The sequence below is a fragment of the Streptomyces olivaceoviridis genome (assembly GCF_014650115.1).
Classification (GTDB): Bacteria; Actinomycetota; Actinomycetes; order Streptomycetales; family Streptomycetaceae; genus Streptomyces; species Streptomyces olivaceoviridis.
Genome location: NZ_BMUI01000019.1, coordinates 100,536 through 117,300 on the forward strand (window position 1 = coordinate 100,536; position 16,765 = coordinate 117,300).

Annotated in this window: 11 protein-coding genes and 1 pseudogene; 4 read left to right on the forward strand and 8 right to left on the reverse strand. The window is 72.7% G+C overall.

The annotated features are described in order from the left end of the window. Positions 1–10: 10 nt before the first annotated feature. The gene (locus tag IE273_RS30010; RefSeq protein WP_189818307.1) at positions 11–3,811 is read left to right on the forward strand and encodes a serine/threonine-protein kinase; all 3,801 of its coding nucleotides are present in this window, start codon (positions 11–13) and stop codon (positions 3,809–3,811) included. Here IE273_RS30010 and IE273_RS30015 read toward each other — a convergent pair. The 3 genes from IE273_RS30015 to IE273_RS30025 form a co-directional block, all read right to left on the reverse strand. Continuing rightward, positions 3,759–4,001 (reverse strand): hypothetical protein, encoded by a 243-nt coding sequence (locus IE273_RS30015; protein WP_189818308.1) that lies wholly within the window; start codon positions 3,999–4,001, stop codon positions 3,759–3,761. The genes IE273_RS30010 and IE273_RS30015 overlap by 53 nt on opposite strands. Before the next feature lie 62 nt (positions 4,002–4,063). Further along, on the reverse strand, positions 4,064–5,986 hold the full coding sequence (locus IE273_RS30020) for a P-loop ATPase, Sll1717 family (protein ID WP_189818309.1): 1,923 nt from the start codon (positions 5,984–5,986) through the stop codon (positions 4,064–4,066). Positions 5,987–6,141: 155 nt separating this feature from the next. Next, positions 6,142–7,299 (reverse strand): hypothetical protein, encoded by a 1,158-nt coding sequence (locus IE273_RS30025; RefSeq protein ID WP_189818310.1) that lies wholly within the window; start codon positions 7,297–7,299, stop codon positions 6,142–6,144. Positions 7,300–7,568: 269 nt separating this feature from the next. On the opposite strand from IE273_RS30025, the gene IE273_RS30030 reads away from it, so the two are divergent. Both IE273_RS30030 and IE273_RS30035 read left to right on the forward strand, forming a co-directional pair. After that, on the forward strand, positions 7,569–8,246 hold the full coding sequence (locus tag IE273_RS30030; protein ID WP_189818311.1) for an acyl-CoA dehydrogenase family protein: 678 nt from the start codon (positions 7,569–7,571) through the stop codon (positions 8,244–8,246). Further along, the gene (locus tag IE273_RS30035; protein ID WP_229887686.1) at positions 8,240–9,412 is read left to right on the forward strand and encodes an acyl-CoA dehydrogenase family protein; all 1,173 of its coding nucleotides are present in this window, start codon (positions 8,240–8,242) and stop codon (positions 9,410–9,412) included. The genes IE273_RS30030 and IE273_RS30035 overlap by 7 nt, the downstream gene beginning before the upstream one ends. A gap of 27 nt (positions 9,413–9,439) precedes the next feature. Here IE273_RS30035 and IE273_RS30040 read toward each other — a convergent pair whose 3' ends face one another. The 5 genes and pseudogenes from IE273_RS30040 to IE273_RS30060 all read right to left on the reverse strand — a co-directional run. Beyond that, complete coding sequence (locus tag IE273_RS30040) at positions 9,440–9,652, reverse strand: ferredoxin (protein ID WP_189818312.1); 213 nt, start codon at positions 9,650–9,652, stop codon at positions 9,440–9,442. Beyond that, positions 9,649–10,875, reverse strand: a complete 1,227-nt coding sequence (locus IE273_RS30045) for a cytochrome P450 (RefSeq protein ID WP_189818313.1) — start codon at positions 10,873–10,875, stop codon at positions 9,649–9,651. The genes IE273_RS30040 and IE273_RS30045 overlap by 4 nt, the downstream gene beginning before the upstream one ends. A gap of 2 nt (positions 10,876–10,877) precedes the next feature. Continuing rightward, positions 10,878–12,914 carry a condensation domain-containing protein gene (locus IE273_RS30050; protein WP_189818314.1) on the reverse strand — a complete coding sequence of 679 codons (2,037 nt, stop codon included), beginning with the start codon at positions 12,912–12,914 and terminating at the stop codon, positions 10,878–10,880. Continuing rightward, positions 12,911–14,227: an MATE family efflux transporter gene (locus tag IE273_RS30055; RefSeq protein ID WP_229887687.1), complete on the reverse strand. Its 1,317-nt coding sequence runs from the start codon at positions 14,225–14,227 to the stop codon at positions 12,911–12,913. Before IE273_RS30055 ends, IE273_RS30050 begins: the two co-directional genes overlap by 4 nt. Before the next feature lie 427 nt (positions 14,228–14,654). Then, positions 14,655–15,395: pseudogene (locus IE273_RS30060) on the reverse strand (SDR family NAD(P)-dependent oxidoreductase); the annotation flags it as partial. Positions 15,396–15,768: 373 nt separating this feature from the next. Here IE273_RS30060 and IE273_RS30065 point away from each other — a divergent pair. Then, positions 15,769–16,758 (forward strand): glycosyltransferase, encoded by a 990-nt coding sequence (locus IE273_RS30065; protein ID WP_189818316.1) that lies wholly within the window; start codon positions 15,769–15,771, stop codon positions 16,756–16,758. Positions 16,759–16,765: the final 7 nt, after the last annotated feature.

The window sequence follows — 16,765 nt, forward strand, 5'->3', positions numbered from 1 at the left end:
CTCTGAGTCCATGCGGCAGGGGGCGGCGGCAGTGGCGGGGCAGTGGCGGGACTGGCGGGTCGGTGACCGGGTCCTCGGGGTGTACGAGGTGACCGGTGCTCTCGGTCAGGGCGGCATGGGGCGCGTGCACCGGGTGCGGCACCTGGGGTGGGACACCGATCTCGCCGTCAAGAGCCCGCGTCCGGAGCTCTTCCGGGACGAGGCGGACCAGGAACGGTTCGTCCGCGAGGCGGAGACGTGGGTGGGGCTGGAACTCCATCCGCACCTGTGCGGATGTCACTACGTGCGCACGATCGGCGGGGTGCCGCGGGTGTTCGCGGAGTACGTGGACGGCGGAAGCCTGCGCGAGTCGATCGACGAGGGCCGGCTCTACCGGGGAGCACGCGACGAGGTGGTGGGCCGGATCCTGGACATCGCCGTCCAGGTGGCGCGCGGGCTGGCGCACGCCCACCTCAGCGGGGTGGTGCACCAGGACGTCAAGCCGGGCAACGTGCTGCTCGACCGGCAGGGCACCGCGAAGATCACCGACTTCGGGCTCGCGCGGGCCCGGCACTTCGGCACCCGGCCGACGCCCTCGGGCCGAGTGGCCGACGGGACAGCACCCGGCGACGCGGTATCCGACGCGGCAACGCTTCTGGTCACGCACGGCGGGATGACGCCCGCGTACGCCTCGCCCGAGCAGGTGCGGGGCGCGCCCCTGAGCCGTCGCACCGATGTGTGGAGCTTCGCGGTCAGCGTGCTGGAGATGTTCACCGGGGCGGTGACGTGGGGCGTGGGGTCCGCCGCCGGGGCGGCGCTCGCCGCGTACCGGCTGAGCCCCCCGCCCGACGCCCCGGTGGCCTCGATGCCGGGAGCGCTCGCGGACCTGCTGGAGCGCTGTCTGCGCGAGCGCGTCGAGGAGCGGCCCGACGACCTGGCGGCGGTGGCCGGGGAGTTGGCCGAGGTGTACGCACGGGAGGTCGCCCGGCCGTATCCGCGCCGGGCGGAGAACGCCGCCGTGCACCGGGCCGACGGGCTGAACAACCGGGCGATGTCCCTGCTCGACCTCGGCCGGACGAGGGAGGCGGAGGCCGCGCTGGCCGAGGCGCACGCCGCCGACCCGCAGCACCCGCAGGCCACGTACAACCTCGGGCTGTTGAGGTGGCGGTCCGGCACGCTCGCGGACGACGCGCTGGTGGACCGGATGGAGTCGGCGAGGGCGAGCGCGGAAGGGCCCTCGCCCGCCGGCCACCTCCTCGCCCAGGTGCACCTCGAACGCGGCGATCACGAGTCCGCCCTGCCCCTCCTGCGCGCGGCGTCCGCGACCGCGGAGGCGAGCGCGGACGCGGACGCCGGCACGGCCCTGCGTGCCGCGCTCGCGCACGCCGAGCGCGAACACGCCGCCGGCGGGCGCCTGCTCGCCACCTTCACCGGGCACCGGGCGGTCGTGCACGCGGTGAGTCTCAGCGCGGACGGCAGCCGCGCGCTGTCCGGTGACGACGCCGGGGACGTACGGCTGTGGGACACGGCCACCGGCCGCCCGCGCGCCCTCAAGGGACATCGGGCCGCCGTGCACGCGGTGTCGCTGAGCCCGGACGGCCGTCTCGCCCTGACGGGTGGGCACGACGGCGACGTACGGCTGTGGGACACCGCGACCGGCCGCTGCCTGCGCAGGCTCTCCGGGCACACCGGCTCGGTCCGCGCCGTCCGTCTCGCCCCCGACGGGAGCACCGCCCTGACCGGCGGCTGGGACGGCACCCTGCGCTGGTGGGACGTGGCCACCGGCCGCTGTCTGCGGGTCGTCGACTCCCCTGAGGGGCCGGGCGGGGCGGGCCGCGAGGTCAACGCCGCCTGCCTGAGCGCCGACGGTCGGCTCGCCCTGTTCGTGGGCGGTCGGACCGTACTCTGGGACCTGGTGGACGACCGCCGCGTGCGGACCCTGGACCGCGGCACGATCTGGCCGGCCGCGCTGAGCCACGACCGGCGGCACGCGCTGACCGGCGGGGGCGACCGGGCTCTGGTGTGGTGGGACCTGGCGACCGGCCGGTCCCTGCGCACCCTGCGGGCGGACGCCCGGCCCCCCTGGACGGCGGAGCTGAGCGCCGACGGGCGGTTCGCGGTGTCAGGGGCCATCGGCGGCACGCTGCGCTGGTGGGAGCCCGCCACCGGGCGTTGTCTGCGCACCTACGACGCGCACTTCTCCCAGGTGACCTCGGTGAGCCTGAGCGGGGACGGGCGGCGGGTGCTGACCGGGGGCGACCACCGGGTACGACTGTGGCAGCTGCCCGCCCCCGACGCGTACACCGCGCCCTTCCGGATCTGCCGCCCCCGCTCCCACACCGAACTCACCCGGTACGACGACCGGGTCGCCGTGCTGCTGGACGACGCCGAGTCGGCCGCGGGACGGCAGCGGTACGCGGACGCGCTCGCCCTGGTGGCCGAGGCACGCGCCCTGCCGGGGCACGAGCGGGACACCCGGGCCCTGGCGGCCTGGCACCGGCTCTCGCTGGTCACCGTCCGGACGGGGGTGCGCGGCGCCTGGCCCGCCGGGACCGTCGAGCTGCCCACGTCCGGTACGCAGGCCCACGCCACCGCGGACGGCCGGCGCGCCCTGTGCGCGGACCTGGACACCCTGCGTCTGTGGGACTTCGAGGACGGCGGCCGGTGCGTGCGTACCTTCGACGGGCACGACGGAGCGGTCCGGGCCGTCTCCCTCAGCGCCGACGAACGCCTCGCCCTGTCGGGCGGGGAGGACGGGACGGTCCGCCTGTGGGACGTCCGCACCGGTCGCTGCCTGAGCGTGCTCGCGGGGCACGGGGCGACGGTCCGCTCGGTGAGCTTCAGCGGCGACGGGCGCTTCGCCTTCTCCGGCGGGGAGGACGGGTCCGTGCGCTGGTGGGAACTGTCGACCGGACGGATGCTGCGGGCCTACGCGTACGGAGGGCAGAAGGTGGACTCGGTGTGCCCGAGCGCCGACGGGCGGTTCCTTCTCTCCTGCGGCCAGGGCAGCAGGGCGCGGCTGTGGGAGCTGGACTCCGGCCACCGCGTGCGGACCTTCGAGGACCTGACCCGCGACGCCGTGACGGACTCGCCGCTGCTGGGCATCCTGCACTCGGCCCAGCTCACCGCGGACGGACGGCACGCGGTGACCGCCAACGCCGACGGGCGGGTGGCGCTGTGGGACGTGGCGGGCGGGCGGCGTCTGCACGTCTTCGAGGAGCACGTCGGGAGCGACGGGCACGCGGAGCCCATGACGTCGGTGTCCCTGAGCACGGACGGCCGCTTCGCGCTGGCCGCCAACTGGGACACGACCGTGCGGCTGCTGGACCTGCGGGCCGGACGCTGCCTGCGCACCCTGGGCGGGCACCGGCGCTGGGTGCAGTCGGTCCACCTGAGCGCGGACGGGCGTTACGCGGTCTCCACCGGGACGGACCGGACCCTGCGCCGGTGGGAGCTCGACTGGGAGCTGGAGGCCAGGGAGCCGGCGGACTGGGACGAGGGCGCCCGCCCGCACCTGGAGGCGTTCCTCGCCGCGCACACGCCATTCGGACGGCCCGTGTCGCCCGGCCTCCAGTCGGTGTCGTACGACCCCCGGCTGGCCCGGCACGGACAGCCGGTGTGGTCCGAGGCCGACGCGGACCTGCTGCTGCGTCACCTCGCACGGGCCGGATACGGGTGGCTGCGGGCGGACGGTGTGCGGGCGGAGCTGGAGCGGATGGCCGCGGCGTGGCAGGGTCCGCGTCCGCTGCCCGCACCGCGGCGGGAGCCGACGGGGCTGCTCAGTTCAGCAAGGCATCGATATCGGGCTTGGCGAGGACGCCCGCGCAGCTGACGCAGACCGGCCTGCGCAGCACGCGCCGGGTCACGCACCGGTCGCAGAAGTAGGCGCGGCAGCTCGCACAGTGCCAGAAGACCACGGCCCAGTGCTCCGGGTCGTTCCTGGCGACCGGGTTGCCCCCCGGAACGCGCGACACCGACAGCAGGCGATCGCAGCCCTGCCGGGAACACATCATGACGGCCATGGAACGGACCGTAGCAGCGCGGGGGGACGGAAGACAGTGCCCCGGCAACAGGCGGCGGGGAATCAGGAGTTGGAGGAACCCCCGCCTCCCGTGTGACTGCCGCCCGCCGTACGGGTCAGCCGCCGGGCCTCGTCCTCGATCCTGCGCACCACGCTGCCGCCGCTGCCGTCGTCCACCCCGCTGGCCAGCAACTGCGCGGCGACGGTGGTGAAGTACTGCGCGGCGGCCAGCACATGGCCGTGAGCGTCGACGGCCTCGCCGTCGCGCAGCCGCAGCAGTGCCTGGGAAGCGTCGCTCATCACCCGGACGACCTGCTGCGAGAGCTGCGCGCGGGTCTCGGTGGGCAGCCCCACCGCCCGCCCGACCTGCCGTTGGATGCTGTTGCAGGACCGCTCCAGCTCCTCCAGCAGCGTGAAGTCACGGCGGACCGCGGGGCCGAGCGCCGCCGAGGGGTACGAGCTGCTCCGCAGCAGCAGGTGGGTGAGCGCCCGCGGCTCGTACCGGTGCAGGTCGATGGCGTGGGTGGCACCCAGCGCGGGCCGGAAGCACGGATGGATGTGGAACTCCGCCTCGTGCGGCTGTACGGGCACGTGGGCCCCGCCCGTGTAGACCACGTCGTTGCCGCGCCGCACCCCCAGGAAGCCCACCCCGTACAGCGTGTCGACCACGCCGGGCGCGGTGAGCCCCTCGGCGTACGCGGGATACTGCCGGTGGAGCGTCTCGGCGACGGTGTCGAAGCGGGCCTCCAGCGCGCTGCGCATCACCACGTAGCCGGTGTTCTGGAACATCACGAACAGCTGTGCCAGGAAGGGATGGGTGACCAGGTACTCCTTCGCCAGGTCCTGCAGCTTCCACTCCGAGAACTGCCGGGTGGCGAGCAGGACGTCACTCTCGTGGATGCTCTCGTGTCCCCGCTCGACGGCGGTGTCCCGGCACGCGTTGAGGTACTGGATCGCGTCGCGCGGGCGGGGCAGGGCGCGGCCGAAGAGGAAGTCCGCGGTGTCCTCGCCGCCCACGGCCGGAGGGAAGACCTCCCGCCACAGCCGGTCGCCGGTCAGCTCGGCGCCGGCCGACGCGCGGGCCCGGGCGAGAGCGAGGTCCCGCAGGCCGGTGGCGGTCCACTGGATGCGCAGTTCCTCGCTGTGGAACTTGTCGCCCTCGCTGAAGGTGAGGGTGTCGTAGATGTCGGCGCGCAGGAAGAGCAGACAGCGCAGCGCCCTGCCGTACGCGCCCGAGACGTGCTTCGCCGCCAGCAGCAGCCCGATGACCATGGCGTTGCTGTCCGGGTCGCTCGACCAGATCTGCTCCAGCTGGTCCACGAGCAGCAGGAGCGGGGCGTGCGCGCCCGCGCAGTCCAGATCGGCGAACCCCTCCGCCACGCCCCGCTCGACGACCTCCAGCTGACGTGCGGCGCGGGCGCCTTCGGAGGCCGGCGGGGCACCGCCCACTTCCACCGCCGCCTTCACGCCGAAGGCTTCGAGGGACAGCGACGTCTGTAGCCCGGTCACGCCGCGGAGCAGCCGGTCGTAGAGACGGGGCTCGTCCGCGGACTCGCCGTTCGCGCGGAGGAACCGCCGCAGCGTCCTGACCGGGCGGGGCAGTCGCCGCAGCCCGTGGACCCGCTTGGCGTGGGCGACGATGTGCCGCGCGGCTTGGACGGCGAAGACGTAGCGCCAGATCAGCGACTTGGCCGTGTCACCGGTGAGCCCTTGCAGTTCGAACCGGCGTATCTCGTCGCCCGCCGCGTCGTCGGGGGTGATCAGGGCGGTCCCGCCGGCGTGGACGCCGTCGGCGGTCAGGCGCATGCAGATGGCGCTCTTGCCGGAGCCCTTGCGGCCGATGATGAGCATCTTGCGGCCGGACACGGCCGCGTCGTAGGCGGCGGTCCGCAGGAACCCCTCGCGCAGCAGGCCGTCGGACATGTCCCGCTCGGCGTCCTCCCGCCCGAAGTAGAGGCGCTCGACCACACCCGACGGCCCCGTCATGGATCCCCCAACTCCCCTGCCCGGCTCGGTCCTCACTGGGCATGATGCCAGCTCGTGGCCGCCGGTTCCCGCCGCACTCCGCAGCGGCGTCGGGCAGTCGGGCGGGGCCGCGCCGCCGCGGTCCCCACCCCCGGCCGGCGAAGCGTCCCCGACCGTCAGGACGGTGAAGCGACAGGTGTGGCGCTCATGTGCAGCTCGGTCCAGCGGGCGGCTATCCGTCGCAGTCTGCTGCGGAAGTCCCGCTGGGCGTCCGAGTCGCCGCTCAGCAGTTCAGCGGTCCGGCGGGGGCAGTCGCAGCCGTCCCACCCGGCGATCTCCGCGAGCTTCTCCGCGCGCGGGTAGTCACGGAACTCGTTGAGCGCCTCGTACACGGCCGGCCGGCAGCGGTCGCACCCGTCGGGCCGGGAACGCACCACCTCGTCGATCACGGGGGCGAACCACGAGATCGAGAGATCCCCGGCCTCGTCGTCGCGAGCCTTGTCGTCCGCGGTCCGCGCGAGGAGCCGTACGAGCATCCACAGGGTGGGGGGTTCCCACATCCCCTGCTCGTGTGCCCAGCCCAGCAGGGTTCCGGACTTGGCGCTCAGGGGGAACACCATTTGCGTGGTGTAGCCCGCGGCGCGGGCGTCCCGTATGCCGGCGAGCGTGTCGTCGTAGGCCTCCTTCTGGGACAGGCCCATGGCCCCGAGGGTGAGGTTGGCGATCGACGCGAAGCCGGCTTCCTGGAGCATTCTCGCCGCGTTCAGATATGCCTTCTGGGGCGTGGGTTTCAGATGGCAGAGGGAACGGACCTCGGGGTTCCATGACTCCACGCCGACCTGCCCGACGATCTGGGTGTCCGGCAGCAGCGTGCGGAGCACGTCGAGTTTCTCCTCGGTGAACACCTCGGGCCGTGACTCGAAGGCGAAGAGGGCCGGTCGCCGTTCCGCCACCTGCCGCAGCAGCTGTTCGCGCAAGCCGGGAGAGACTTCGAGGTCGTCGAGGAGGCTGCCGGAGGGGGAGAGGTAGATGTGCGCGCCCTCGGGCACCTCGGCGAGTCTGCGCCGGACCGAGCGGACGATCCGGCGGGGATCGATCTCGGGGCCGATGCCGTAATTGCACATGCTGCACTGTCCGGCCCGGTCGTACGTGCAGCCACGGGTGCGGAACCAGAACTGGTACATGCGGACGGTTTCGCGGGCGTGGCCGGTCGCGGCCGTGTAGGTCCTCAGACGAGAGTTGGTGTATTCCGGAAAGGGCGGACGGTCCTGGCGGATGGCGCGGTTGGCCCGCACCAGGAGGTTTCTGAGCTGCCGTTCGGACATCTCATCCACCAAAAACTCCTCTCGTCGAGGGTCATCGGCGCCGGGGCCCCGGTCACGACCGGAGCCCCCGCATCGCGCGGCGACCGCAGTGCTCCGCCGCGGCCGACCAGTGCGGCGCTACATGCTCTGTCATGGGCGGCGCGGGAAGGAAGCTCCTCGATGGGCTATGCCCGTGTCATCAGCCTTGAGGCGCGCCCGATCTCCCCTTGGTGAGGGACGGGCCCGGCGCGAGAGTCCCAGGGGGGCCGGTTCACCCGCCGGGTACGAGGAGGCGAGCCATGACGTCCGGAGAGCGACCCGCTCTGACCCGCAGCGTCCAGCAGGCGGTGCACGACACGGCACGGCGTGAAGGGCCTACGGCCGCCTTGTCGGCACTGTACGAGGCCATCGGCCGGGACACCCCTGTGCGGGGGCCCGGCGGACACGCGCTCGTCCCCGAGGGTGTCCGGCACGATGCCGCGGACACCGCCGTGCTCCCCGGGATCGACGGCCTCGGCCTGCTCCCGCTGCGTGGCCCGACCGCGCCCGACGCACCGGCGCGCGAACCGGGACCGGAGGGCGGCCCCATCGGTCCCGCCGCCTGGGCCGAGGCGCTGACCTGGCTGCGGCTGGGGCTGTCGGTGAAGATCCTCGACGAGGCCCTCGGATACCTCCGCGACCGGGTCACGGGCGGATCGCCGCTGTTGACACGGCAGTTGATCAAGGGCGCGCTCGCCGACGCGGTCGCCCTCCAGCTACAGGTCCGCTCGGTGCTCGACGCGCACGCTCCCGGCGACGTGCCCCGGCCCCTCTCGGCCGGCCTGAACGCGATGGTCACCCAGGCCGACCGCATGCTCCTTCCCCTCTTGGGCGCGAGCGGCTTCACCACCGAGGGCCCGGGTCGCGTGGCCCACGCGTCGGAACTGCTCGTGGACACCTACTTCACCATCGCGCAGGAGGGCACGGACCTTTGCTGACCACGTCCGAGGAGCGTCTCGCGCTGTTGCGGCACCAGGTACGGGAATGGGCGGCCGAGGTGCGGCCGTTCGCCCTGGAAGTGGACCGGGATCCGAGCCTGGCCACCGGGCTCCTGCACCTGCCCACGGTCGCGCTCGCGGCCAGGGTGCAGATCCCGCCCCCGTACAACGACCGGCCCCTCTCCATCAAGGGCGAGGTCTTCCACATCACCGGCGCACTGGAACGCGCCGTCTGGTGCGAGGAGGTGGCCTGGGGCGACCTGGGGATCGGCCTGGCCTCGCCGGGTGCGTCGATGTGCGGGGTCCTGGTGGAGGCGCTGGGCAGCGAGGCGCAGAAGAGGCGCTTCTACGGGGATCTGCTGGAGCGCCCGACCTGGACGATGTTCGCTCTGACCGAACCGCACACCGGCTCCGACCCCGCGTCGCTGGCCAGCACCTTCTCCCGGTCGGACACCGGCGGCATCAGGCTCGACGGGACGAAGCGGTTCGTCAGCAACGCGGTGCGGGCACGCTTCGGTGCGGTCTTCGCCCGCACGGGCCCGGGTCCGTACCACATCCGTGCGGCCCTCGTGGACACCTCGCTCCCCGGCTACCGTGCCGAGCCGATCCCCACCATCGGTGTGCGGGCCGCCCAACTCGGTTCGGTGACACTGGAGTCGGTGGAACTGAGTGAGGAACACATGCTGGGATCCGGCCTGTCCAGCCTCAGAAGAGGACTGTGGGGCTGGAGCCGCGTGCTCGACCGGCTCCGGCCCACCGTCGCCGCCATGGCCGTCGGGCTTGCCCGGGCCGCGTACGAATACGTGTGTGAGCACCGCGCGGAGCCGAGCCGCGAGGACGCCGCCCGGCTCGCGCGGATGGCACACGAGATCGATGCCGTCAGGCATCTCACCCTGAGCGCCGCGGCGGCGGTGGACCGGAACCAGGAGAACGGACACCTGGCCTCGGTGGCGAAACTGCGGGCGGCGCGCCTGGCCGTCTCGGTGACCCGGGCGGCGCCGGCCTTCTTCGGGGCCGGCGGGCGCATCGAGCACCCGCTGCTCGACAAGTACGCCCGGGACGCCCTGGCCTTCGAGTTCATGGAGGGCAGCCAGAACGTCCAGCGCCTCGCCGTCGCCGGTGCCCTGACGCGTGGCACGCTCGACCCGGGAGCCCCGGTCGGCTGACCGCGCACCGGAGCGGCGCGGCCCACCTCAATCCTCCTGAGGCGTCAGGAAGATGGCCGCCGCGGGACACAGCGAGGCGGCCTCGGCGGCGTTCCGCGCGTCCTCGCCGGACAGGGTGCCGCCGACGAGACGTACCAGGCCGTCGTCCGCCTGGTCGAAGACGCCCGGTGCGGTGCGGACGCAGTTGCCCGAACCCACGCAGCGCGAGCGGTCCGCCGTGATGCGCACCGTGATCCTCACCACCGCACCGGAAGGGCGCCGAGGCCGAAGACCAGCCCCTGACGGACCGGCACCTCGTCCACCGGGGCAGCGAGCCGCAGCCTCGGGAAGCGCTCGAAGAGCCTGCTGAGGGCGACCTCCACGTCCAGGCGAGCCAGGTTCTGGCCGATGCACTGGTGGACACCGAAGCCGAACGAGACGTGGTTGCCGTGGCGCCGCCGGAGGTCGAGCCGGTCGGCATCCTCGAAGACGCCCGGGTCGCGGTTGGCGGCGGGGTTGAGGAGCACCACGCCGTCGCCGGCTCGGATGACGACGCCCGACGTCTCGATGTCGGCGAGGGCGACACGGACCAGGCCACTGGTGACGGACAGGAAGCGCAGCAGTTCCTCGACCGCGCGTGACCAGGGCACCTCGCCCGCACGCAGCCGGTCGAGTTCGTCCCCGTGGACGAGCAGGGTCAGCACGGCGAGGGCGATGGTGCTGATGGTGACGTCCTGCCCGGCGACGACGAGGACCGTGCCGTAGTGCACGAACTGCTCGGTCGTCAGCCGTCCGTCCCGCACCTGGGCGGCGAGGTCGTCGAGGAGGCCGTCGCCGCCGGGCCGGTCCGGCATGCGCGCGAGGAGGGAGCGCAGGAAGTCGTCGAGGGGCGGTACGAGGTCGAAGTGGCGGTGCAGGAGGTCGTGCAGTGCGCTGCCGTCGGGCCCGTGCAGGCCGAGGATCTCGGTCATCCCGGTGGCGACCAGGGGCCGGACGTAGGCGCTGATCAGCTCGGCGGGTTCCGTGCGTGGCCGCGCCGCGAGTCCGTCCAGGAGCCGGTCCGCGGCTGCTTGGAGTGCCGGCCGCCGGCTCTGGACGCGTTTGAGCGCGAGGCTGGGGAGCATGGCGCGGCGCTGCTCGGTGTGCAGGGGCGGGTCGGTGCGCAGCAGCGCCCGCATCGCGTGGTGGCGCCCCGGCCGGGCGAGCGCCAGCACGCGCACCAGGTCGGGGAACTCCGCCTTGTCGCGGTCGACGGTGAGCCGTTCGTCGGTGAGCAGCGACCGGAACGCGGCATGGCCGGTGACCGCCCAGGCCTCCCGCCCGTCGTAGAGCCTGATCCTCGTCACGGGGCCACGGTCGCGCAGGTCCTCGTAGGCCCGTGGCGGGTGGTAGGGGCACTCTCGGGTCAGCGGGAGGCCGGGCAGGTCGTGGGGTTGCCGGTCCGGGTGGGCGGCAGCGGGGGTCCGCCGGGCAGCGTCGGGCATCGTCACTTCCTGGCCTCGGGGGTCGGTGAGAGTTTCGCGGCCACGGCGCCCAGGGGCAGCGGCCCCAGCAGGTCGGCCGGGATGATGCCGGTGAATCCGGCGTCCTCCAGGTGGTCGACGACCGAGGGGGCGAGCGCCGCCCTGCCTCCCGCCGGGAGGTACGGGGTGGCCATGTCGACGGTCAGCGCCGGGCACCGGGCGGCGAGTGCGGTCGCCAGCGCCCGTTCCCCAGGGGTGTGCGCAGGCACGGGACGGCTCGGGAACCCGTCGCCCTCGGCGGTCACCACGGCCGTGGCCCAGGCCCGCGGTGTGCTGTGTTCCGGCGCGTCGGCGCACACCACGAACCGGTGCGGCAGCACCAGGCACGGGTGGGTGACCAGCGCGGCCGACAGCCCGTGGCGCAGTCGCTCCGGCGTGGTGTCACCGGCCACGTAGGCGACGAGCCGGGTCCCGTCGTCGGTGCCCTCGGTGAGGACGGCGGCCCCGACGACGCCGGGCAGCCGGGCGAGCAGCGCGGTACACGCCCGCGTGTCGGCCCAGGCATGGTCGACGTGGACCCATCCGGGCCCGAACCGGCGTCTCGGCAGGTCGAGTTCGGCCTGCGCGCGGTCGAGCGGCAGGTCCATCGGGAGGGTGCCGTCGGCCCAGCCGGCGATCAGTGCGCCGATGCCGCGCAGGGCCTGCCCGATGCGGTCGGCGTCTGTCACGGAGACATGGCCGTGCATCGACAGGGTGACGCCGTCCTCGCCCGCCTCCACGGCGAAGTACAGGTCGGCGCTGTTGTCCTGCCAGTCGATGGGGGCCTTCTCGACGACGAAGTCGTCCGTGGCGCCGCCGCCGTCGCCCGTGCCGTCCGGGGCCGGGGCGCCGGCCCCCGGACTCCTGCGGGCGAAATAGTTGTAGGTGACCCCGATCCGCAGGTTCATGCCGCGCTCGTGACCGGCGCGAACCCGTTCCTCGGTCATCTCCAGCGAGGAGTAGCGGGCATAGCGCTGGGCCCTGACGGTGGCGCTGAAGACCTTGTTCAGCAGGGACGCCGCGGTGTCCTGCGCAGCCACGTCGAAGACGACCAGCGCGGGCTGGAAGAAGCAGCCCACGGCGGACGACAGCATCGGGTCGGCCCGGTTGGCGGTGTCCATGGAGACGACGCACCGGTCGTTGCCCGACAGCGCCGACAGCACGGTGCCGAACGCCGTCAGGTAGACCACGCCGGGGCCGATCCCACGCTCCGCGGCGACGAGTTCGGCGGCGTGCACGAGCCGCCGGGACGTCAGCGTCACGCGCTCGTACGGGCTCGGCGGGGTGAAGCCCGCGAAGTGCCCCACGGGTGCCGGCCGGTAGTCGGGGAACATGCCCTGCGGGATCGAGCGGTAGCGGTCACGCCAGTAGGCGCGCACCCGTTCCCGGTAGCGGGCCCGTTCCGGGGAGTGGTCCAACTCGGCCTGTTCCCGGGGCTGTCGTGTCTCGGGCAGCGGTACGTCGTCGTGCCCGGCCGCGAGCAGGGAGCGGAAGGCGTTCTCCAGCGCGATCCAGCTCTGCCCGTCGATCACGCAGTGGATCGCCGTCATCAGCACCCAGGAGTCCCCCGCGTCCCCCGCGATCAGGGCGAAGCGCACCGGCCGGTCCCGGGCGGGGTCGAAGGGACGCGCGCCGAGGCGTTCGGTCACCGCGGGGAGGTCCGCGGCGCTCGCCCGCAGCCGCAGGTCGAAGGTGACCGGCCACGGCGGACGGACCGCCTGGACGGGTGTGCCGGCGTCGTCGAGGAGGAAGTTGCTGCGCAGCGACTCGTAGCGGGCCACCAGGGCGGTGAGCGCCGCGAGGACGGCCGCGTCGGGGACGTCGGAGTCGAACCGCCACGAACGGCTGATCTTCACGCAGTCCCGGATGGCGCCGTAGGCGGGCACGTCGAAGTACAGGAACCAGTAGTGCTCCTGGCTCCAGAGCATCGGTGCCCAACGGGTCCCGGCCCGCTCCGGCGTCGGGGTCTCCCGGCCCGCCGCCGCTCCCGGCGCGGGGTGCCGGGGTGCGCCGGCGTTCACAGGGGTGCCGCCTCGGCCAGGGTGTTCTGCCGCACCTGTTTGTTGACGAAGGCCGCCGCGGCCACCAGGACGTTGGCGCCGACCACGTTGAAGACGGCCACCGTCCAGTACATGCCGTGGGGGCTGTCGCTCGCGGCGCAGACCCAGGCGCCCACGACCACGTTCCCGCCGAAGTAGACGGCGTTCAGCAGGACCGCGAGCCGCCCGCCGCCGATGTGTTCCAGGAGCGTCAGGGCGACCAGGACCGGGCCCTGCACCGCGTAGGTCAAGGCCACGATGCCCAGGTACTCGCTCGCCACCGCGGCGGCGTCGGTGTCGCCGGTCATCACCTGGGCGATGGCGTCACGGGCGAAGAACGTCACCACGGCGATGGCGGCGAAGACGGCGAACGACAGCACGATGCCGCTGCGGTACGTCACCCCCAGCGACCCGTACGCACCCGCGCCGCGCGCCTGGTTGAAGATGATCGCGGTGGCCGAACCCAGCACGATCCCGGGCATGAGGATCAGGCTCTGCACGGACGACGCGGTGGAGAATCCGGCGACGGTCGCCTCGCCGTACGGCCCGAGGACCCAGAGCAGGGCGAGGCTGTAGAAGGAGATGAGGCCGAGCGTCGCGCCCACGGGAACGCCCACGGACCGGACGTGGCCGAGCACTTCGCGTCGCCAGGGCGCGCGTTGTCCCGGCCGCCAGAGCCCTGCCCGGCGCATCAGCCACAGGCCCGCGGCGGTACCGGCCAAGGCGCAGACGGCGGCTGCGACGGGCAGGCTGTCGATGCCGAGGCCGGTGCCCAGGCCGAGCCAGGCCACCAGAGCGACTTCGGTGAAGGAGCTGACCAGGGTCAGCATGAGCCCCTGCCGGGCGAACCCGAAGCCACGCAGCGCGGACGCGCACAGCGCGGGCCCGAAACCGAGCAGGCTGACGACGGACATCCAGCGCAGGAACCACACGAACTCCGACCGCGCCGTGTCGGACACGTCGAAGAGGTGGGCGAAGCCGGGTGCGCCCAGCGACAGCACGACGGTGAGCGACGCCCCGAGGACCACCCACACCTTCGTCATGCTCACCGTGAGCGGGAAGACGTCCTCGGGTTTCTCACGGCCCTTGCTGAGCGAGCAGGCGACCTGGGTGCTGACCGCGAGCGCGGCGTTGATCGCGCTGAACACCATGCCCAGCGGCAGGAAGAGCGAACGCACGTACAGTGCCTGGTCTCCCATCCGCCCGACCATGGCGACCAGGGTCAGCATGGTGAGATAGCCGAGGAGATCGCCGAGCACCATGGGGACGGCCAGGCGCCCGATCTTCCGCGACACCCGCGTCGGCGGCGCGTCCGGTAAACCTCTCGCGTCACTGTGCTCTGTCATCAGCGTCCTCCTCCTTCGTGGCCTGTCCGGCCCTCGTGGTCCGCGCAGCCGCCTCCCCGTGCGTGGCCCACTGCTGTGCGGGACGGTCCTCGATGCCGGCGGGGAGCCCGGCAGCACCGTCTGCGAGTACCGGGTGGCCCGAAGCGGCCCCGCGGCCTACGGCATGTCGGGAATGGTCGCCTTTCGTCGGCGCGGTGCGTAGCACAACGGATATGGCCACGCGGGCAGCTCACAAGTCAGGGCGGCGGTGCCGGTGAGATGTGTGGCACCGTAAGTGAGGAAAGGGGAGGCGGATGCATCAACCCAGCACCTCAGGTCCCTTGGCCCGGGCACGGTCCACGCCCGGCGTCCACCGTCCGTCGCCGGCCTGTAGCCGGCCCATGGGCAGCCCGCCGTCCACGTGGATCGTCTGCCCGGTGATGTACGAGGCGTCGTCCCCGGCGAGGAAGGCGAGCGCCGAGGCGACGTCGTCCGGGCGTCCGGTCCGGCGTACCGGGGCGGCGTCGGCGACGGACGCCGCCTTGACGGCCCCGAGGCCGTCGGCGCGGTGGGTCATCGGGGTCTCGATGTACCCGGGGGCGACGGCGTTGACCGTGATGCCGAACGGGCCGAGTTCCACGGCGAGTGCGCGGGTCAGACCCTCCAACCCGGCTTTCGCCGCTGCGTAGTTGGCCTGGCCGTGGCTGCCCAGCGCGGAGATGCTGGAGAGGTTGAGGATTCTGCCCCAGCGGGCGCGTGCCATGTGCTTCTGCACGGCGCGGGCGCACAGGAAGGCCCCTCGCAGATGCACCGCGTGGACGGTGTCCCAGGCCCGTTCGGACATGGTGTACAGGGCGCTGTCGCGGATCACACCCGCGTTGTTGACCAGGATGTGCACGGTGTCGAACCGCTCGGCCGTGGCCCGGACCATCGCTGTGACCTGGTCCGGGTCGGTGACGTCGCACTTCACGGGCAGCGCCGTGCCGCCCTCGGCGGTGATCTGCGCGGCCAGTTCCTCGACGCCGTCGACATCGATGTCGGCGACGGTGACCGCGGCGCCCTCCCGGGCCATACGGCGGGCTGTGGCCGATCCGATTCCGCCGGCGGCCCCGGTCACGACGGCTGTTCTCCCGTTCACGAACGTTCCACCGATCCTTCTTTGGTCGCCCGATTTCGCCTTCCGTCCGGACACACCGCAACGGCCGTAATACGGCCGTCTTCCGCGTGATCGTGATCTTCATCGTAGGGCGGTTGTATGAACAGCGTCAAGAGTGCATTCCGCAAAGAAAAGGTGTGTACTGTGGTGGCAATCTGCCTCTGATACTACTGTTGACTAATTCGCTTTAGTTGCTTAGCGTCCCGTTGTCTCGCCGCGGACCTGCACCGATGTGGGCTGCTGGATGCCAGGGCAGAACGGACATATGGTGAAGGAATCAGCTACCTTACCCGTTAATTTCGTAGCGCACTTTCTGGTCGCAGACGGATACGGAAGTCTGGCCGAATACGCCGCCATGGGAATGGCGAGAGAAGGCGCTCGGGTCAACCTCCTCCCCATCAAGGTATTTCGGGAAGGGCTGGCCCCGGCCGTCCTCGAACTCCTGGAGAAATCCACGCCCTACCGGGAAGGGCCGGTACTGTTCTCGGCCGCTCTCGAACCCGAGCTGGAGCAGTACGCCGACACCGAGCACTTCGTCCACACGATGTGGGAGTCGAGCCGGCTGCCCGCCGACTGGCCGGACCGGCTGAACCGCACCCGAGCGGTGATCGTGCCCACCCGGTTCGTCGCCGACGTCTGCCGGTCGAGCGGCGTCACCGCCCCCGTCGAGGTGGTCCCCGAGGGCGTCGACCCGGATCTCTACCCGTGGATCGAGCGTCCCGCCCGGCAGGGCATGACGACTCTGGTCGTCGGTACCGTGCTGCCGCGCAAGCACGTCGCCCAGGCCATCGAGGCGTGGCACCTGGCCTTCGACGGCGACCCGGACGCCCGGCTGATCATCAAGTCCCGGTTCCGGACGGCGCGGACGTACGGCCTGACCGCCGACGACCCGCGCATCACCGTGATCGACGACGAGGAGATGGTCCGCGGCATCCTGCACTGGTACGAACAGGCCGACGTGCTGCTCGCGCTGGGCAGCGAGGGTTTCGGCCTGCCCCTGGTCGAGGGCATGGCCACCGGCCTGCCCGTCATCGCGCTGTCCTCCGAGGGACAGGGCGACGTCTGCGCGGACGCGGGCGACCTCGTGCTGTCCGTGCCGCCCGGCAGCTGGGAGACGGCGGACGAACCGGGCTACGGGCGCTGCGGAGTACGGGGGGTCCCCGACGTGCCCAAGGTCGCCGAACAGCTGACCTGGGTGGCTCGCCACCGCGAGGAGGCGGCCTCCATGGGGGCCGCCGCGTCGGGGTGGGTGCACCGCAACCGCAACCTCTGGAACAAGGGCCCCGCCCTGCTCGACGTCATGGAGACCCACATGCGGCCGCCGCGGCGACTCCGGGCGAGGTGACCAGCGC